This window comes from Accumulibacter sp., assembly GCF_032229525.1.
In the GTDB taxonomy this organism is placed as follows: Bacteria; Pseudomonadota; Gammaproteobacteria; order Burkholderiales; family Rhodocyclaceae; genus Accumulibacter.
The window spans coordinates 2,969-20,667 of the sequence record NZ_JAVTWB010000009.1 but is presented as its reverse complement, the minus strand read 5'-3'; the positions used below and the strand labels follow the sequence as shown (position 1 = coordinate 20,667).

At 64.1% G+C, this 17,699-nt stretch carries 17 protein-coding genes; 8 read left to right on the top strand and 9 right to left on the bottom strand.

The window, feature by feature from the left end; all coding sequences use genetic code 11:
- Positions 1–75 precede the first annotated feature (75 nt).
- Both fabI and RUW20_RS00535 read left to right on the top strand, forming a co-directional pair.
- Positions 76–876 (top strand): enoyl-ACP reductase FabI, encoded by an 801-nt coding sequence (gene fabI / locus RUW20_RS00540; protein WP_313950235.1) that lies wholly within the window; start codon positions 76–78, stop codon positions 874–876.
- Between the two features lie 153 nt (positions 877–1,029).
- The gene (locus tag RUW20_RS00535) at positions 1,030–2,250 is read left to right on the top strand and encodes a hypothetical protein (RefSeq protein WP_313950234.1); all 1,221 of its coding nucleotides are present in this window, start codon (positions 1,030–1,032) and stop codon (positions 2,248–2,250) included.
- Positions 2,251–2,393: 143 nt separating this feature from the next.
- Here RUW20_RS00535 and RUW20_RS00530 read toward each other — a convergent pair whose 3' ends face one another.
- From RUW20_RS00530 to RUW20_RS00500, 7 genes are all read right to left on the bottom strand, one after another.
- The gene (locus tag RUW20_RS00530; protein ID WP_313950233.1) at positions 2,394–2,981 is read right to left on the bottom strand and encodes a malonic semialdehyde reductase; all 588 of its coding nucleotides are present in this window, start codon (positions 2,979–2,981) and stop codon (positions 2,394–2,396) included.
- Positions 2,982–3,035: 54 nt separating this feature from the next.
- On the bottom strand, positions 3,036–3,281 hold the full coding sequence (locus RUW20_RS00525) for a CDGSH iron-sulfur domain-containing protein (RefSeq protein ID WP_313950232.1): 246 nt from the start codon (positions 3,279–3,281) through the stop codon (positions 3,036–3,038).
- An 81-nt stretch (positions 3,282–3,362) separates the two neighbouring features.
- The gene (locus RUW20_RS00520; protein ID WP_313950231.1) at positions 3,363–3,941 is read right to left on the bottom strand and encodes a YceI family protein; all 579 of its coding nucleotides are present in this window, start codon (positions 3,939–3,941) and stop codon (positions 3,363–3,365) included.
- Between the two features lie 58 nt (positions 3,942–3,999).
- Positions 4,000–4,569, bottom strand: coding sequence for a YceI family protein (locus RUW20_RS00515; protein ID WP_313950230.1), 570 nt, complete (start codon positions 4,567–4,569; stop codon positions 4,000–4,002).
- A gap of 26 nt (positions 4,570–4,595) precedes the next feature.
- Positions 4,596–5,141: a cytochrome b gene (locus RUW20_RS00510; protein WP_313950229.1), complete on the bottom strand. Its 546-nt coding sequence runs from the start codon at positions 5,139–5,141 to the stop codon at positions 4,596–4,598.
- A gap of 16 nt (positions 5,142–5,157) precedes the next feature.
- Positions 5,158–5,964, bottom strand: coding sequence for a class III extradiol ring-cleavage dioxygenase (locus RUW20_RS00505; protein ID WP_313950228.1), 807 nt, complete (start codon positions 5,962–5,964; stop codon positions 5,158–5,160).
- An 18-nt stretch (positions 5,965–5,982) separates the two neighbouring features.
- Positions 5,983–6,849 carry an SDR family oxidoreductase gene (locus RUW20_RS00500; RefSeq protein ID WP_313950227.1) on the bottom strand — a complete coding sequence of 289 codons (867 nt, stop codon included), beginning with the start codon at positions 6,847–6,849 and terminating at the stop codon, positions 5,983–5,985.
- 131 nt (positions 6,850–6,980) lie between these two features.
- Between RUW20_RS00500 and RUW20_RS00495 the strand changes: the two genes are divergently transcribed.
- Positions 6,981–7,934: a LysR family transcriptional regulator gene (locus tag RUW20_RS00495; protein WP_313950226.1), complete on the top strand. Its 954-nt coding sequence runs from the start codon at positions 6,981–6,983 to the stop codon at positions 7,932–7,934.
- A gap of 103 nt (positions 7,935–8,037) precedes the next feature.
- Positions 8,038–8,820, top strand: a complete 783-nt coding sequence (locus RUW20_RS00490; RefSeq protein ID WP_313950225.1) for an SGNH/GDSL hydrolase family protein — start codon at positions 8,038–8,040, stop codon at positions 8,818–8,820.
- A gap of 128 nt (positions 8,821–8,948) precedes the next feature.
- Here the strand turns inward: RUW20_RS00490 and RUW20_RS00485 are convergent, their stop codons facing one another.
- A complete protein-coding gene (locus RUW20_RS00485) occupies positions 8,949–10,181 on the bottom strand; it encodes an MFS transporter (protein ID WP_313950224.1) in 1,233 nt (410 codons plus the stop codon).
- A 306-nt stretch (positions 10,182–10,487) separates the two neighbouring features.
- Between RUW20_RS00485 and RUW20_RS00480 the strand changes: the two genes are divergently transcribed.
- The 4 genes from RUW20_RS00480 (at position 10,488) to gor (ending at position 16,967) form a co-directional block, all read left to right on the top strand.
- The gene (locus tag RUW20_RS00480; RefSeq protein WP_313950223.1) at positions 10,488–12,785 is read left to right on the top strand and encodes a mechanosensitive ion channel domain-containing protein; all 2,298 of its coding nucleotides are present in this window, start codon (positions 10,488–10,490) and stop codon (positions 12,783–12,785) included.
- Positions 12,786–12,852: 67 nt separating this feature from the next.
- Entirely contained in the window at positions 12,853–14,031 is a 1,179-nt protein-coding gene (locus RUW20_RS00475; protein WP_313950222.1) for a patatin-like phospholipase family protein, read from the top strand.
- A complete protein-coding gene (locus tag RUW20_RS00470; RefSeq protein ID WP_313950221.1) occupies positions 14,028–15,560 on the top strand; it encodes a TRAFs-binding domain-containing protein in 1,533 nt (510 codons plus the stop codon). The genes RUW20_RS00475 and RUW20_RS00470 overlap by 4 nt, the downstream gene beginning before the upstream one ends.
- Positions 15,561–15,608: 48 nt before the next feature.
- Positions 15,609–16,967 carry a glutathione-disulfide reductase gene (gor, locus tag RUW20_RS00465; protein WP_313950220.1) on the top strand — a complete coding sequence of 453 codons (1,359 nt, stop codon included), beginning with the start codon at positions 15,609–15,611 and terminating at the stop codon, positions 16,965–16,967.
- A 113-nt stretch (positions 16,968–17,080) separates the two neighbouring features.
- Here the strand turns inward: gor and RUW20_RS00460 are convergent, their stop codons facing one another.
- Positions 17,081–17,605, bottom strand: a complete 525-nt coding sequence (locus RUW20_RS00460) for a peroxiredoxin (protein ID WP_313950219.1) — start codon at positions 17,603–17,605, stop codon at positions 17,081–17,083.
- Positions 17,606–17,699: the final 94 nt, after the last annotated feature.

Below are 17,699 nucleotides of genomic sequence, written 5' to 3'. Positions count from 1 at the left end.
TCCCTTATAATGCGCGGGTTAAGCTGATTCGAACCACAGCTGCAAACCCAGCCAATTTTAGTTACGGGAGAAGTCATGGGATTCCTCGCCGACAAGCGCATTCTGATTACCGGCGTGCTGTCGAAACACTCCATCGCCTACGGCATCGCCAAGGCCTGCCACCGTGAAGGGGCGCAACTTGCCTTCACCTACCAGAACGAACGCTTCCAGGATCGTGTCGCCAAGTTCGCCAAGGAATTCGACAGCACGCTGATCTACAAGTGTGACGTCGCCGAGGACGCCGAGATCGATCAGGTATTCGCCGACCTTGGCACGCAGTGGGACGGCCTCGATGGTCTGGTGCACTCGATCGCCTACGCGCCCGGCGAAGCGATCGAAGGCGACTTCCTGGAGGGCATCTCGCGCGACGCTTTCCGCATCGCCCACGACGTCTCTTCGTACAGCTACGCGGCGCTGGCCAAGGCCGCCCGGCCGATGCTCCTGAAAGGTCGTAAACCGGCCTTGCTGGCGCTCTCCTACCTCGGCGCCGAGCGCACCCTGCCCAACTACAACACCATGGGCCTGGCCAAGGCCAGCCTCGAGGCGGCCACCCGCTACCTCGCCTTCTGTCTTGGCCCGCAGGGCATCCGCGCCAACGCCATTTCAGCCGGCCCGATCAAGACCCTGGCCGCTTCCGGCATCGGCAATTTCTCGCGCTTGCTCGCTTACAACGCGCACAACGCGCCACTGCGTCGCAACATCACCATCGACGAAGTCGGCAACGCCGCCGCCTTCATGCTCTCCGACCTGGCCAGCGCGATCACCGCCGAGATCATGTACGTTGATGGCGGGCTGAACACCACCGCCCTCGGCAACGCAGACCCGCTACCGCTCTGAATCTTCGGCGGCACTTCGCCGCCCGCTAAACTTCATCGCGGGCGGTGTCGCGCAGGGATCGGGCAGCCAGCCCGTAGCGCGCTCACGACGGGAAATCACGCGCCCTCGGCTCGCCGGCTTGAGCCGCCCGCCGTAACTGAGGAAACCCTTGTCATGAAATTCCCCCGCACGCGAACCGATCAGTCGGGTTTCGCCACCATGGCGCGTAACGCCGCCCCAGCAGCCTTGCTCGCCCTCGCCCTCGCCGGTTGCGCCGGCCCACCCATGCTCGAGCGCCAGGTGCTGGGCTACGATGAAGTCACCAGCAACCTCGACCAGAAGCTCCTCTTGCTGAACATCGCCCGCACCGACACCGGCAGGCCGGTCCACTTCACGTCGACCTCGACCATCGCCGCGACTTTCAACTGGACGACCACGCTCGGCGCTGGCGCCGAACTACACCGCAACGCGAGTGCCAACATCCTCGGCCTGAGCGCTGGCGCTGGCGCGTCGGAAAACCCGACTTTCAGCATTCACCCGCTTTCCGGGCAGGCGTTCACCGAACGTGTGCTGACGCCGTTCAAGGATCAGGCCTTCGAGTTCCTGGTCTTTCAGGGCGGCGCCATTGACCGGGTGACACGGCTGCTCGCTTCCGGGATCGAAGTGCAAAACAGCGACGGCAGCTTCGCCCGCTTCATCGCCAACGACCCGGCGCTAGCCCAGGAGTACACCGAGTTCCGGCGCATCGCGACGCACCTGCGCTGGCTGAACGACAACCGCAAGCTATTCGTCCGGACGCTGGTCTTCGAGGAACCGATAGCGCCGGCGTTGAAGGCCGCACCGAGCGCGGCGGACGTCATCAACGCCGACAAGGAGGGTCTGCAGTGGCGACGGACCGCCGACGGCAGCTACCAGCTGGCGCGCTTTCAGGCAGGGCGCGTAGTGGTGATGAACGTCGATCCGATGTCGCTCAGCAATCAGGCGCGTTTCGAGCTCAACGAGCGCATCAAGCGCAACCCACGCGGCTTCGTCTTCCTCGATGTCCGACCAGACGGCCCCGGCGGCGATTTCGCCATCCGCGGGGCAATCAAGCTGCGCAGCATGCTGCAGATGCTGGCCTTCGTCGCCAACGGCGCGCGTGCGGTTCCGGAGTTCGACGTCGCTCCCGACCCGCGCACCGGGCCGACCGCGGAGAATCCCCGCTCGTCACTGCACATCGAGATCTCCGATTCGCCCCCACCAGGAACGATCGCCTCGGTCGACTTCGAGGGACGCAGCTACAGCGTCGGCAACACGCAGTGGGACCGCGCGACATTCGCCATGCTCGGCGACCTCTTCCAGACCGCCGTCGGCGAGGTCAAGGGGGTCGATCTTCCGATCACCATCTCGAAGTGAGCCGCTCCGCTCGACAAGATCGGCAATGCCGCGGCCGTCGCCAGGGCGGCACTGCGACCTGACGGCGCGGCCAAGGCAAGGCCCGTACGTCGGCAGGCAAGAAACACGGTCAGCACTGCCAGCGCTTTGCGCCACCCTGCCCTTCAGGCGATCTCGCAGGCTTCCTCGAAACTCAGCCGCGGGCCGCGTGGATGGAGCTTGCCGGGATCGCCGACGCCGAGATTGCAGAGAAAATTGGCCTGATAACGCCCGTCTGGGAAAAACGCCGCGTTCAGTTTGCCGGCATCGAAACCGGACATCGGCCCACAGTCCAGGCCAATGGCGCGAGCAGCCAGGATCAGGTAGGCACCCTGCAGCGTACCGTTGCGCAACGCTGTGCTGGTCGCCAGCTCGGCGTTGCCCTCGAACATCGGTCTGGCGTCGTAAGCCGCAAACATCGTCGGCAGGTGCTCATAGAAGCGCGTATCGGTGGCGATGATGACCGTCGCCGGGGCCAGCAGCGTCTTGTCCAGGTTACCGGGTGACAGGGCTGGCGCGAGCTTTTCCTTGCCTTCCGCGCTGGTCACGAAAACCAGCCGCGCCGGCTGGCAATTCATCGACGTCGGACCCCACTTCATCAGGTTGTAGAGGCGGCGCAGCGTGGCCTCGGGGATCGCTTCCGGCGCGAAGCCGTTGTGCGTTCTCGCCTCGATGAAGAGCTGATCGAGAGCTTCGGTGGTGAGGGCTGACATGGTGTCTCCTTGGCAGGTTGAGGCAGTAGCTGTCCGGTTGGCAGCTGGCGATTCCTACAGCTGCTTGTGGCTACCGTCGCACAGCGGCGCCTTGGCGCTGTGTTTGCAGCCGCAGAAATAGACCGTTGCCGATTTTTCCGCCTGGTACTCGCGGGGCGTAAATGCACCGCCTTTGTGGCTGCCGTCGCAGAAGGGTTGAGTCTTGCTGTTGCCGCAGGCGCACCACCAGTAACTCTTGCCGGCCTCGACGTCGATGGCGTAAGGGGACTTCTGGGCAATATTGGGGCTGCTCTCGTTCATCGTTGTCTCCAGTTTGTTCCGGTTCACCGATGGTGGTGTTCCGGGTTGGGGCTCCGTGGCCCCCGCTTCTTTGCCAGCAGTCTACTGCTTCAGCGCTTCGACGGCGATGCTCAGGGTCATCTCGTCGCTGACGTAGGGAGCGTTCTTGCCGGCGTTGAAGTCGGAACGCTTGATTCTGGTGACGGCATTGGCACCGATGGCATCCACCTTGACCATCGGATGCGGCATGGCATGGAACGAGGTGACGGTCAGGGTCACCGGTTTGGTAACGCCCTTGATCGTCAAATTGCCTTCGACCGCCACCGGCTTGTCGCCATCGAATCTGACGGCGGTGGACTTGTAGGTGATCGTCGGATACCTGGCGGTATCCAGGTAGTCTTCGCCCTGGATGTGCTCGTTGAACAGCGGGTAACCCGTGTCCACCGATTTGGCGTCGATCGTGATATCCACCGAAGCGGTCTTCGCGGCGCGGTCGACGACGATCGTGCCGGCGGTCTTGTTGAAGCGTTGGAGCTGCGTCGAGTAGCCGAAATGGCTGTATTCGAAGCGCGGGTAGGTATGGTTCGGATCGATTGCATAGGTCTCGGGCGCGGCGAATGCGGGCGCCGCGACGATGCTGGCAAGAGAGATCAGGGCGAGTACAGCGAAAGGCTTGTTCATGCGAGGGCTCCTTGAGGTGATATGAGGTGTAACAGCTGCAGGTCTTGCTGGTGGGTGCTTACTTGCCACCCGCGGCCGGGGCGGCAACGATGTGAAACTTGATCTGCACTTCGTTGGCGACCGCGCTGACGTCGGACCAGATACCATCACCGACCGCGAAATCAAGGCGTTTGAGGACGAACGCACCGTCGAAAACGCCGTTTCCGCCAGCCTGACGGAAAGTGAACGGTGCCGTGAGCTCCTGCGTCTGGCCCTTGATCGTCAGCTTGCCGACAAGTTCGAAATTGTCGCCACCGAGCGGCCGGATGGCCGAGGAAACGAAAGTCGCGGTGGGAAATTCATTGAGGTTGAACCAGGGCTTGCGGACTACCTCGTCATCGGCGTCCGCTGAGCCAGCGTCCACGCTGGCCAGGTCAAGTTCGAATCTGGCTGTGGCGGCGGTCGGTTTCGCCGGGTCGAAGGCCAGCTTCACGTTGAACTTCCTGAACTGGCCGTCGACCGGCACCCCCATCTGCCGCGAGACGAACTGCAGGCTACTCTGGTCGGCCAGAAACTGCTTGAATTCGACCGCCTGTGCGCTACCACTGGCGAACAACAGCGCGGCGAAGGCAAGGCGAAAGGTATTCATGAGTCTCTCCTATTCTGCGAAGGTGTTCAGCGATTTCGACCGACGACCGGCAGGATTCGCGACAGCACGTCGTCGCGGTCGCGCAGGTGATGCTTGAGTGCCGCCGCGACGTGGGCGACGACCAGCGCCGCCAGGGCGTAATTGAGCGTCCAGTGCACCGTCTCCAGTAGCTCGCCGAGTTCCTTGTCCTTGGCCAGCAGATCCGGCAGCGGCAGGACGCCGAAATAGACGGTCTGGAATCCCTTGGCCGAACTCATCAACCAGCCGGACAGCGGAATGGCAAACATCAGCAAGTACAAGAGATGGTGCGCTCCATGCGAAGCCGTCTTCTGCCAGGCCGGCATCGCCATCGGCAAGGGCGGCGGCCGGTGGCCGATGCGCCAGCCCAGGCGCAGCAGCACCAGCAGGAACGCGGTGACACCGGCCCATTTGTGCCAGGAATAGAGCTTCAGCTTGTCCGGTGACAGCGGCAAATCGCTCATGTAGAGCCCCAGACCGAACAAGCCGATCAGCAGCACGGCCATCAACCAGTGCAGGGCGATGGCAGGGTGGGTGTAGCGGGTTTCAGGCATTCGATTCTCCTGGTTGTCAAATGGCTTCGGCAGGCCAGAAAGCGTAACTATCCATCGCCAGAGCGCCCGAATCGATCCCCGCATACAGCCGTTCGGGGCGGTAATCGACACCGGCAGCGCCGAGTGCAACGTAAAGCGGCAACAGATGTTCCTCGGTGGGATGGGCACGAACCGCGTGCGGGGCGTGCTGGCGATAGCCGAGGAGTAACTGCTGCTCGCCGGCGGCAATGCGCTGCCACATCCACTCGGCGAACTCACTCACGTAAGCCAGCGCTCCGCCGCCAGCGACGACCGACCGTCGAAAGTCGCCGAGGTTGTGGGTGATATTGCCCGAAGCCAGCAGCAGCACGCCGTCGGCGAGTAATGGCCGGAGCGCACGCCCGAGCCGGAAATGCTGCTCCGGGCCAAATCCCCCCTGCAGCGACACCGGCACGACGGGAACGTCGGCCGCCGGGTACATCAGGCTCAACGGTGTCCAGGCGCCGTGATCAAGACCACGGCGGTGGTCAACCTGCAGGTCGAAACCGTCCGCAAGCAGCAAGCGGCGAACAGCATCGGCGACGCCCGGGTCCGACCTGGCCGGGTAACGAACGGCATACAGCGCCGCCGGGAAGCCGTGGAAATCGTGGATGGTCTCGAATTCCGACGCCACGCCGATGGTCGGTCTCTCGCTCTGCCAGTGCGCACTGACCACGACGATCGCCCGCGGTGTGGGTAGAGCGGCGGCGGTGCGGGCCAGCACGGCACCAGCCGCAGCGGGGTCGAGCACCATGGTCGGCGCGCCGTGGCCAACGAAGAGCGCGGGAAAAGACTTGGCGTTCATGCGAATCGTCCTCCGACTTCAGCGCGAGCCGAAGAGTTCCTGCGCCAGGCAGGGGAGCGGGCGCGGCGGGTGCCCGACCAGCGCGGCAAAATCATTGCTTACCCGGTCGAACTTGCCCGCCGCCACCGCCGAGTACATGTTGGCCATCGCCCGCGCCAACCAACGCGGCAGGCTGGACGCTTCGAGTGCTGCCGCGTAGGCATCCTCGCTAACCGGCTGGTAGCGCACGGACTTGCCGCTCGCTCGGGCGATGGCAGCCGCCACGTCGTGGTAGTCGTGCGTCGCCTGACCGCTTAGTTCATAGACCTGACGCGCCAGCGCCGGCGCCAGAGCGGCCGCCGCCATGGCGTCTGCCAGTTCGGTGCGGCTGATGAAGCTGGCGCGGCCACTGCCGGCGGGCAACTGGAAGCTCCCGGTTTCGCGGGCCGCAGCCACTGTCATCGGCAAGAAGTCCGCATAAAGCGGGTTGCGCAGCGCCGTGAACGGCAGGCCGCTAGCCGCCAGATCGGCCTCGGTCGCCCGATGAACGGCGGCGAAGTCGGCGGGCGAATCGGCGGCAACGTCGATGAAGCTGGTGTACAGGATATGCCCGACTCCCGCCGCGACGGCTGCAGCTATCGCCCGCCGGTGCTGGGCGATGCGGACATCGTTGGGGCCATCGGTGGACACCAGAACCAGTTTGTCGACCCCGGCGAAGGCGTCAGCCAGCGTCTCCGGCTGGTCGAAGTCGCCCTGACGAACGACGATGCCGCGCCCGATCAGGTCGGCGGCCCGCGCCGGGTCGCGCACACTGGCGGCGATGCCGGCAACGCCGCCGCGACGGGCGACGAGTTGATCAACAATGCGGCGGCCGAGCTGGCCGTTGGCGCCGGTAACGAGGATCATGCGGTTCTCCTTTTCTGCTCCGCAAGGCTTGTTCCTTGCGATGGGCGAACTTTAGCCGAGCAATTGACCAACAAATAGGCCACAATCTGCAATTGGTCGTTGCTATTTCGACAACAAAAGGAGGCCAGGCAATGGATCGTCTCGACAGCATGCGGATCTTCATGCGCGTCGCCGAGCTCGGCAGTTTTGCCGCGGTGGCGCGGCAGATGGACGTCGCCCGCTCGGTGATCACCCGCCAGGTCGCCGCACTCGAGGCGCATCTCGACGTCAAGCTGATCGCGCGCAGTACGCGCAGCCTCAGCCTCACCTCGGCCGGCGCTGCCTATCTCGAGCGCTGTCGCGAGATACTCAAACTGGTCGAAGCCGCCGAAACCGACCTCGGCGGCGAGCGCCAGGATCCCCGCGGCCTGATCCGCATCAGCGTACCGCTGAGTTTCGGGCTGCGTCACCTGGCGCCACTGCTGATCGACTTCCACATCACCTACCCCGAGGTGAGCACCGAGATAGACTTCACCGATCGCCGCGTCAACCTGGTCGAGGAAGGCCTGGATCTGGCGATCCGCATCAGCGCGCGCCTCGACCCGCTGGACGTCGCCCGCCGCATCGGCAGCACCCGCCTGCTGGCCACCGCCTCACCGGCCTACCTGCATCGTCACGGCGAACCGACCCACCCTCGCGAACTCACCGGGCGCGAATGTCTGCTCTACCTGCCCGCCCACCTGGAAGGCTGGCCGTTCCTGGTCGACGGCGTCATGGAAACTTTCCCGGTGCACGGCCGCATGCGCGCCAACAACGGCGATGCGCTACTCGAGGCGACGATTCGCGGCCTGGGCATTTCCGTACAGCCAACGTTCATCACCGCCGCCGCGATCGAGGCCGGCTCGGTACGGCAAATCCTCACCGACTATCCGATGCCCGAACTCGGCATCTACGCCCTGCTCCCCGGCAATCGCTACGTGCCGCAGCGGGTGCGGATGCTGGTCGACTACCTGGCCGGAAGGATCGGCGAGCGGCCGTACTGGGAAACCACCAAGGTGGCACGGCAACCGCCTGCTGCCCAAGACCCGCGCCAGCGCCAGCACTGACACACGGTCAGTTGCAGATCGTGCATACCTTGTGCGATTATTTGCTCGCGATACGCTCCCGTATGCGCAACGCCAATTAAAACAATTCACTGGAGGAGAAGAAATGATCCAAAAGCCCGTATGGGACGAATCGATCTTGACCAAGGATGGCCTCTTCCCGACCGTCCTGGCAATCGGTGATTCCTGGTTCTGGTACCCGAAAAACAATCTTCTCAACGAACTGCACAAGCGCCTGAACCGCAAGAAGCACCACATCATCCTGGTACGTGGCCATAACGGCGCCGAAGCAATCGAGTACGAGTCCGGCCCGATCCGCGCGCAGATCGAACGCGACCTCGACCGCAAAACAGGCTATGGCCGGACGCTCAAAGCGGTGTTTCTGTCCGGCGGCGGCAACGATTTCGCGGGCCGGGACGATCTCGGGGCTCTGCTCCTCGAAGACTGCTCGGACGCCACATCAGCCGTCGCCTGCCTGCGCAGCGGCCAGCCAAAGCAGCTGTTCGACACGGTCATCAAAGCGCTGCTCAGCGTCGTCGCGCTGGTCGAGAAGAAGATCCCGGGCACGCCGGTATTCGTACACGGCTATGACTATCCACCGCCAAACGGCAAGGGCTTCCTCGGTCTAGGCCAGTGGCTGCAATTTCCGATGGATCAAGCCAGCATCGACCGCGATCTGCAAGCGGAGGTGGCCAAACTGCTCATTGACCAGTTCTGGCTGTGCCTTGAAGAGGCGCAGGCGAAGGCACCAACGCTGCAACTGGTGGATGGGCGCCATACCCTGAAGTCCGAGAGCGATTGGGCCAACGAGCTGCACCCGACCCGGCGCGGCTTCAATCGCCTCGCGAAATGCTGGCGGCCGGCACTCGAACGCACGGGAATTGCCTGAGCCGCTTGCTTGCCCGCGTCGTAATCCGCTTTGACTCCGTCGGCTCGACCGCGCTGACCTGACCACCGTCGTTGATGGCAAGCTGGCGCAGCGCCGGCTTGCTCATCGACCCGGCCGCCGGCAAAGCTTCAGGCGGCCGCCTGCCGGGTGACGCCGCCGACCCGCAGCGCGGTCAGGATCGACAGGCTCCACAGCGCGGCGATGCCGACCAGCACCGCGGCGAAGCGTCCGCCGTCCATCAAGCCACCAAAGACCAGCGGCGCCAAGGCCAGTCCCGTGTCGAGGCCGGAGTACACGAAACCGTAAACCCGACCGTAGGCCGCCTGGCCGAAACGCGAGGTCGCCGCCCGGCGCACCAGCAGGTCGCGCGACGGTCCGGCGATGCCGGTGCAGTAGCCGATGCCGATCATCAGCGGCAGCACGCTCCACGCCGGCAGCGGCAGCAGCGCCAGCACAAGGGTGAGCACCGCTGCCGCGCTGAGCGCGCCGGCGATCAGCCGTTCCTGGTCACCCCTCTGCGCCAGAAAACCGCCGGTCAAGATGCCGCCCGCGCCACCGACCAGATACGCCGACAGCGCCGTCGCCCCGGCAGCCAGAGTCAGGCCGTGCAGGTTCTGCAGGATCGGCGTCACGAAGTTCTGGATACCGCCGAACGCCGTCGTAATCAGCAGAAAGAAGAGAAAACACATCCATACCGCCGGCGAGCGCAGGAAGCCGAAAGCCGACATCACGGGCGCGCCGACCGGGCCGGCGTCAGCCGCGCTGCCCGGCGGATCGGCCAGCGTCTGCTGCCGCCAGAAAACCAACCCCAAGGCCAGCGCAGCTATCCCGGCGGCAGCCAGCGCGGCAACCCGCCAGCCAGCGGCAGCCGCGATGCCGGTCATGAACACCGGCGCCAGCGCCCAGCCGAGGTTGCCGGACAGCCCATGCATCGAAAAGGCGTGCCCCAACCGTGGCTGCGACACGTGCCGGTTGAGCACCGTGAAGTCGGCCGGGTGGAAAACGCTGTTGCCCAGCCCGGCCAGCGCGGCGACCAGCGTCAAGCCGAGGTAGCCGTCGACCACCGACAGCAGGAGGGCCGCGACCAGAAAGCAACCGATGCCGCCGATCAGCACCCTGGCCGCGCCAAAGCGATCGACCAGGAAACCGGCCAGCGCCTGGCCGATCGCCGAAACGACGAAGAAGATGGTCATCGTCGCCCCGATGCCGGTGAAGCTCAGCCCAAAATCGTGCATCAGCCACGGGAACAGCGGCGGCAGCAGCAGATGGAAAAAATGCGACACGCCGTGCGCGAAACCGATCAGCGAAATCACTTCGAGATCGTGGTTCTTTTCGGGCAGGAACTCGACGGCGCTGGTCATGGGAAGGCTCCGGGACTGTTGGCTCGAGTCTAGCCGCTTCCAGTGCGATTGGCACGCGAGAAGCCGACAAAAATTGTCGGGATTCGAACCGGCGATCTGCGCACGAACTGCGCCGGCGCCGCTCACACCAGCCGCATGATGCCCATCGGGTGGACGTCCGGAGCATCCCGTTCGATACTACGGCCCTAGCCTGAAGGAAAATCTCTTGGAAGCTTCCGTACCTCACCGGCCACGTTCAATGTCGTGCACCGCACTGCACGCCGTCAGCGCCCATGACTGGCCACGATCCGTCGGGAGTCCGCTTCGATGAACCGCCGGCAGGTGTTTTTCGCGCTGGTCGTGATGACCTTCGCCGCACTGGTCCACGCCCAGTCATTGCTTCCCAAGCAACTGTCCGGATCTCCCAAGGCGGCCCCCACGCCGGCGGCCGAGCCAGCTGAAAACCCGCGCGCACAGGCGGAAGCAATGCTCGCCGAGGCACGCCGTCAGCAGCAGGAGCAACGGCTCACAGACCGGGGAGCGACCGAGAACGGATTGCCGACCAGCGAGCGTCAGCGCCTGCTCGATCGACTGGTGCTGCTCTACGGCGAGCGCGTGAAACTGCTCGACGAACTCGAAATGCTGAAAGACTCGCCGCGCGAAACGGCCAATCAGCGAACCCTGATGGCCGAGCTCGCCGGCCCGCCACCCTACTCTGCCTTGCGGGTCGATGCCCTGCGCGATGAGTACGACGCCCTCAAGGCGCACGAGAAGAACCTGGCCGCGGCGGAACGCGCACTGGAGGTACAGCAGGCCGGCCTGGTTGATGCGCGGAAGCGCGCCAATGCGGCCGTTCGCCTGGCGGAGGATCGGCTGGCGCGCGCCGCCGGGCAGGATCAAGTCGAAAAGGATCGCGAGAGCAGCGAACTCGCTGCCACGCGTCGCCAGCAGGCCGAAGCAGAACTTTCCGCGGTCGCGCTCGGGCTCGATCTGATCGGGATGAAACGGAAGCAACTGCAACCCCTTGGTGAACAAATGCAGCGCCTGCTTGCCCGTGTCCTGCCCGAACAGCAACTGAGCAAGGAAGAATTCGCGCAGCAACAGGCCAGGTTGAGCGGGTTGCTGGTCAAGCTGAACACCGACGTTGATCGGGTGGTCGCCGACAACAGCAAGCTTGCCGCCGAGCATGAGCGACTGGCGAAACTGCTGCCGGGTGCCGATCCCAACGGCCCGATCGCTCAGCGCTTGCAGGTTCTCGACGTACAGATGGAGACCGAGCGCCTGAAACTGATGACCCTGACCTGGCTGAACGATATGACGCAGGTCGCCAACGACTCCTGGAGGCAGCGTTTCGTTGGTTTCAGCTCCGACGATGCCACCACCCGCCAGGAGGTCCTTGCGGCCCTGAAACGGACCACTGAAGACCTCGCCAGCCGCCGGGACCTGTTTCGCGAACTGCACGAAGGGGCGCGCACGGCAGCCACGCAACAGGCGCTACGGCTCGATAATGCCTCGCTCAGTTCCAGTGCGCGGGCACAGGAGTCGGCGATTCTCGAGGCCCTGCAGCAGCGCGCGCTGGCCTATCAGCGAGTGGAAGTCGCGGGCAACCGCCTGGATCGTCAGGTCAAGCGCTGGTTGGAAGATTTCGGATTCAGCGGCGAAACCGGCCACAGCGACAACTGGAAACTCGGCGCGCTGCAGGTGACGCAAGCGCTCAAGCGCGTCTGGGACTTCGAGATGTTCGCGGTCGAGGATTCGACCGTCATCGACGGCAGGACAGTGACCGTCGCCTACGGGGTCACCGTCGGCAAGAGCATCGGCGCGCTCCTACTGTTCCTGTTGGGCTACTGGTTGTTCTCGCTGCTCTCCGCGCGACTGCAACGGCTGATGGTCGATCACTTCAAGGTCGATGAGCAGATCGCCAGCGTCATTCGTCGTTGGGCGATGATCGCGCTGGCGGTGGTGCTGATCATCTTCATCCTCAACCTGGCGCGCATCCCGCTCACCGTTTTCGCCTTCATGGGTGGCGCGCTGGCCATCGGCGTCGGTTTCGGCACCCAGACGATCATCAAGAACGTGATCAGCGGCATCATCATCCTCTTCGAACGCAAGGTTCGCGTCGGCGATATCGTTGCCATCGAGGGGATGACCGGCTACGTCACCCAGGTCGACCTGCGCGCATCGACGATTCGCGCTTTCGACGGCGTTGAGGCGCTGGTGCCCAACTCCAGCTTTCTCGAACAACAGGTCGTCAACTGGACCTATTCCAACCCGAAGGTCAGACGCGAGATCAATGTCGGTGTCGCCTACGGGGCGCCCCTGCGCGAAGCAAGCGAGATCATTTGCGGCAGCGCCGACGATCACGGTCTGGTACTGGACGATCCGAAGCCGGAGGTCTTCTTCGAGGATTTCGGCGACAATGCCCTGCTGCTGGTGCTGGTCTTCTGGGTCGAGCTGGGTCCGAATGTGTCGGCACGCAAGGTCGCCAGCGATCTTCGCTATGCGATCGAAAAACGCCTGGCCGCAGCCGGGATCACCATTGCGTTCCCGCAGCGCGATGTGCACCTCGATGTGTCACAACCGCTGCCAGTACGTATCACGCCGGCGCCCGACCTCGGCGCTTGACGCCGGCCGACACCAGATTGCTGCCACCCGCCACGGACGAAACAACGACGAAAGAAAGGGAAGCGCCATGAACCAGAAGCTCCTCGAGCGCATCGACAGCCCCGGCCCGAAGAAGATCCTCGCCTGCGACGGTGGCGGCATCCTCGGCCTGATCAGCGTGGAAATCCTGGCCAAGCTCGAAAGCAACTTGCGCAGCCGCTTCGGCAGGCCCGACATGCTGCTCGCCGACTACTTCGATTTCACTTGCGGTACCAGCACCGGTGCGATGGTTGCGGCGTGCATTGCAGCCGGCATGTCCACCGACCAGATCCGCAAGTTCTACGTCGATAGCGGCCGCCAGATGTTCGACAAGGCCTCGCTGCTCAACCGCCTGAAGTACAGCTACAACGACGAGCCGCTGGCCCGCAAGCTGCGCGTCGAATTCGACGCCGCTCTGGTGCACGAGGCGTCGCGCGCCGAGCCCAACGCCACCCTGGGTGACGGCAATCTGCAAACCATGCTGATGATGGTCATGCGCAACGCCACCACCGATTCGCCGTGGCCGGTTTCCAATAACCCACGGGCAAAGTACAACCAGCTCGAACGCAAGGACTGCAACCTGCGCCTGCCACTGTGGCAACTGCTGCGAGCGAGCACCGCGGCGCCGACCTTCTTCCCGCCCGAGGTGGTCACCTTTGCCCCGGAGACGCCCGCCGAATACCAGTTCGTCTTCGTCGATGGCGGCGTCACCACCTACAACAACCCGGCCTTCCTGGCCTTCGAGATGGTCACCGCAGCGCCCTACCGGGTCGGCTGGAAAACCGGGACCGGGAATCTGCTGATCGTCTCTGTCGGCACCGGCAACGCCGCCAACGCCCGGCCCGACCTGAAGGCTGACGACCTGTGGCTGCTCGACAACGCCAAGAACCTGCCTGGCGCCCTGATGAACGCCGCCTCGGCAGGCTGGGACATGGCCTGCCGCACCCTTGGCGAATGCCGCTTCGGCCCGGCCATTGACCGCGAATTCGGCGACATGGTGATGGCTCCAGGCGACCCGTCCACCTCTAGCGCCGGCAAACAGTTCGCTTACGTGCGCTACGACCCGGACGTCAGCCAGGCCGGTATCGACGCCCTCGGCCTGAGCGGGGTTGACGCCAGGAAGGTGCAGGTGATGGACTCGGTGCAGAACATCGAACAGATCCAGCGGGTCGGTAAGACGTATGCCGCGAGCAACGTTTCGATCGACCATCTGCGGGGCTTCGCGTGAGCGAGGCGAGTGAAAAGCTCTGCTTCGTCGTCCAGGGCTTCGGCAAGAAAACCGACTACACGGACGGCCGGGTGCTCGACCTGGACGCCTCCTACGCAATCATCAAGGAGGCGGTGGAAGCCGCCGGCCTGAAGTGCATCCGCGCCGACGAAATCCCGCACACCGGCACCATCGATCTGCCGATGTACGAGATGCTCCTGCAAGCCGACCTGGTGATCGCCGACCTCTCCACCTACAACGTCAATGCCGCTTTCGAACTCGGCGTGCGCTACGGTCTGCGCCCGGGAACGACGATCATCGTCGCCGAATCGCAGTTCAAATATCCCTTCGATGTCGGCCACATCGTCATCCAGACCTACAAGCATCTCGGCGAGGACGTCGGCGCGCAGGAGGCCAGACGCTTCCGCGACGCGCTGGCCGAAGCCATCCGCAATGCGATGAGCAAGCCGGCCACCGACAGCCCGGTCTACACCTTTCTGCAGGATCTGCAGCCACCACAACGCGGCATGACGCGCGTGGCGCCGTCAGCGGTCGGTGCGCGCACGAGTGCACCTCGAGCTGCGCCGCCAGTTCGTGCGACGCGCAATTCGGGGCTGGCCGGCTCACCATCGGATGCGGCCGCGAGGGGTTTCTCGCCGGCTCTATCGGGGACGGCCACTGGCGGCGCAGTCCCTTTCGCAACGCCCTCAGGGCGGCGCGGCACGAGCTCAAGCTCGACCCCTGCAAGCGACTTTGCTGGCAGCGGGGCGGAAATCCCTGACGCAGAAACCGGGTCGGGAACCGGCGACAGCAATGCTCCCCAGCCCCCGACCAGCAAGGCGCTGCTGGACCAGGCCCTGTCCGCCATCAATCCTCGAGACGGTCGCCCGAGCAATTTCCCGCGGGCCATGGCCTTGCTGCGTGAAGTGCGCAAGCAACGCCCCAACGACCCCTTTGTCGTCCAGCAGTTGGCTCTGGCCACCTACAAGTCGAAGCTGCCCACCGCCGAAGCGGCACTGCTCGAAGCCTGCGGGATCCTGGAGGTGCTCGGGCCTGCGACAACCAACGATCCCGAAACCCTGGGCCTCTGGGGCGCTATCCACAAGCGGCTATGGGAACAGCGCTCGCACCTGGAAGATCTGGAAGAAACGATCGCCAGTTACCGGCGCGGCTTCCACCTCAAGCAGGACTGGTACAACGGAATCAATCTGGCCTTCCTCCTCGACCTCAGGGCAGGCGAATCGCTGCGCGCCGGAGAGCTCGACGAGGCCATCGCCGATTCGGTCCAGGCCAAGCGCATCCGACGCGAGGTCGTTCGTCTGGCCACGCCCGTGGCCGAAAGCGAGAGCGACGATCCGCAAAAGCATTTCTGGGTGGTCGCCACCCTCTGGGAAGCGGCGCTGGGGCTCGGCGACGCGGCGGCCATGACTCACTGGGAGGCTGCAGCGAATGCGCTGTCCGTTCCTCAATGGATGCAGGACACCCGCCAGGAGCAGGGTCGCAAGCTACATGATCTGCTGGCCAGCAATGCCGCGTTGCGTTCCGGCTAGCGGCTTCGACACGGGTAGACCGGATAACAAAATCAGGAGGAAACAGCTGTGCAAAATCATGACTACGATCTGTTCGTCATCGGCGCTGGCTCGGGCGGCGTGCGCGCGGCGCGCATGGCGGCCGGCTTTGGCGCCAGGGTGGCGGTTGCCGAAGACCGCTACATGGGCGGCACCTGCGTGAACGTCGGCTGCGTGCCGAAAAAACTCTACGTCTACGCTTCCGAATTCGGTAAAGCCTTCAAGGATGCGCGAAATTTCGGCTGGAACAGCGGCAACCCGCCTTTCGACTGGGCCACCCTGCGCGACAACAAGAAGACCGAAATATCCCGCCTCAACGCCATCTACGACAAGCTGCTGGCCGGCGTGCAGGCCGACGTGATCAATGGCCGTGCGCGCATCGTCGATGCCCACACGGTAGCCGTCGGCGAGCAGCGCTATACGGCGGGAAAGATCCTCATCGCCACCGGCGGCTGGCCGCACATTCCGGAGTTTCCCGGTAGCGAGCATGCCATCAGCTCGAACGAGGTTTTCGACCTGGAGCGTTTTCCCCAGCGTCTGGCCATCGTCGGCGGCGGTTACATCGCGGTGGAATTTGCCGGCATCTTCAATGGCCTCGGTGCCCAGGTCACGCAGCTCTACCGCGGGCCGCTCTTCCTGCGCGGCTTCGATGCCGATATCCGGGCGCATGCTGCCCAGGAAATCCGCAAGACCGGCGTGGACCTGCGCTTCGAGGTCAATGTGGAGTCCATCGCCACGGCTTCCGGTGGCCTGCAGGTAGAGCTGACGGACGGCACCGCCATCGAAGTCGATACGGTGCTCTACGCCACGGGGCGCAAAGCCAACCTGCAAGGCCTGGGGCTGGAGAGTGTGAACGTGAAGCTCCGCGAAGACGGCACCATCGACGTCGACGACGACTACCGAACCTCAGAACCCAGCATTTTCGCTCTGGGAGACGTCACCGGCGGCATGGAGCTGACCCCGGTCGCGCTGGCCGAAGGGATGTCCTTCGCCCGGCGCCAGTTCGGCGGGCTGGAAAACACGGTGGACTACGACTTCATCCCGACGGCGGTATTCTGCCAGCCGAATATCGGCACGGTCGGTTTCACCGAGGAGGAAGCGCGAGCCAGGTTCGGTCGTATCCGCCTGTTCAAATCCACCTTCAAACCGATGAAACACACCATCAGCGGGCGCGACGAAAAGACCTTCATGAAACTGATCGTGGACCAGGCCAGTGACCGCGTGGTCGGCGTGCACATGATGGGACCGGATGCCGGCGAGATCATGCAGGGTATCGCCATCGCCATGCGCGCGGGAGCCACCAAAGCCGCCTTCGATAGCACCATCGGCATACACCCCACCGCCGCCGAGGAATTCGTCACCATGCGTGAGCCGTGGAGCGAAGATTGAGCCTGGCCGTGGCCTGGCCGGCCTGGTTGGCCTGGGGTGAGGCGGCCGGCTGACGGCGAATCGCCGCTGATCAGGGAAGGCCTTAGCGGCCTCCCTGAGTCAAACCCTGGTGATCAGCGGCTCTTCAGATACTTCAGCATGGTATCGGCGTCGGATACTTCGAAGGGGTCGGTCGGGCAGTTATCCTCGAAGCCTTTTTCCGAAAAGACCTGCTTGATTTCGCCGTCTTCAACGTACATCGAATAGCGCCAGCTACGCTGACCGAAGCCGAGGTTGTGCTTGTCGACCAGCATGCCCATCTTGCGAGTGAACTCGCCGTTGCCATCCGGCAGCAGGAAAACGTTCTTGGCGTTCTGGCTCTTGCCCCACTGGTACATGACGAAAGCGTCGTTGACCGAAACGCAGACGACGGCATCGACGCCCTGCCCTTTGAATTCCTCGTAGAGTTCTTCATAGCGCGGCAGATGGGAAGTCGAGCAGGTCGGGGTAAAGGCGCCGGGCAGCGAAAACACGACGACGTTCTTGCCCTTGAAAAGCTCGTCGCTGTTCAGGTCCTTCCACTCGAAGGGGTTCGCCCCGCCCAGGGCATCATTGCGGACGCGGGTCTTGAAAGTTACGTTCGGGACACGATTGCGCATCTTGGTTCTCCTTCGTTGAGTTAAGAAATCATGAACTCTTGAGGTTCCATGGGCCATTATGGCACGGGCCACCGGAGTGCGACAGCCGAGGCGG

Bases quoted from the DNA above. Each gene is read 5' to 3' on its own strand.
- RUW20_RS00505 (WP_313950228.1), bottom strand. From the start codon at position 5,964: ATGAACGCCAAGTCTTTTCCCGCGCTCTTCGTTGGCCACGGCGCGCCG.
- RUW20_RS00535 (WP_313950234.1), top strand. From the start codon at position 1,030: ATGAAATTCCCCCGCACGCGAACCGATCAGTCGGGTTTCGCCACCATG.
- RUW20_RS00525 (WP_313950232.1), bottom strand. From the start codon at position 3,281: ATGAACGAGAGCAGCCCCAATATTGCCCAGAAGTCCCCTTACGCCATC.
- RUW20_RS00460 (WP_313950219.1), bottom strand. From the start codon at position 17,605: ATGCGCAATCGTGTCCCGAACGTAACTTTCAAGACCCGCGTCCGCAAT.
- RUW20_RS00475 (WP_313950222.1), top strand. From the start codon at position 12,853: ATGAACCAGAAGCTCCTCGAGCGCATCGACAGCCCCGGCCCGAAGAAG.
- RUW20_RS00480 (WP_313950223.1), top strand. From the start codon at position 10,488: ATGAACCGCCGGCAGGTGTTTTTCGCGCTGGTCGTGATGACCTTCGCC.
- RUW20_RS00515 (WP_313950230.1), bottom strand. From the start codon at position 4,569: ATGAATACCTTTCGCCTTGCCTTCGCCGCGCTGTTGTTCGCCAGTGGT.
- RUW20_RS00485 (WP_313950224.1), bottom strand. From the start codon at position 10,181: ATGACCAGCGCCGTCGAGTTCCTGCCCGAAAAGAACCACGATCTCGAA.
- RUW20_RS00490 (WP_313950225.1), top strand. From the start codon at position 8,038: ATGATCCAAAAGCCCGTATGGGACGAATCGATCTTGACCAAGGATGGC.
- RUW20_RS00510 (WP_313950229.1), bottom strand. From the start codon at position 5,141: ATGCCTGAAACCCGCTACACCCACCCTGCCATCGCCCTGCACTGGTTG.
- RUW20_RS00520 (WP_313950231.1), bottom strand. From the start codon at position 3,941: ATGAACAAGCCTTTCGCTGTACTCGCCCTGATCTCTCTTGCCAGCATC.
- RUW20_RS00530 (WP_313950233.1), bottom strand. From the start codon at position 2,981: ATGTCAGCCCTCACCACCGAAGCTCTCGATCAGCTCTTCATCGAGGCG.
- RUW20_RS00495 (WP_313950226.1), top strand. From the start codon at position 6,981: ATGGATCGTCTCGACAGCATGCGGATCTTCATGCGCGTCGCCGAGCTC.
- RUW20_RS00500 (WP_313950227.1), bottom strand. From the start codon at position 6,849: ATGATCCTCGTTACCGGCGCCAACGGCCAGCTCGGCCGCCGCATTGTT.
- fabI (WP_313950235.1), top strand. From the start codon at position 76: ATGGGATTCCTCGCCGACAAGCGCATTCTGATTACCGGCGTGCTGTCG.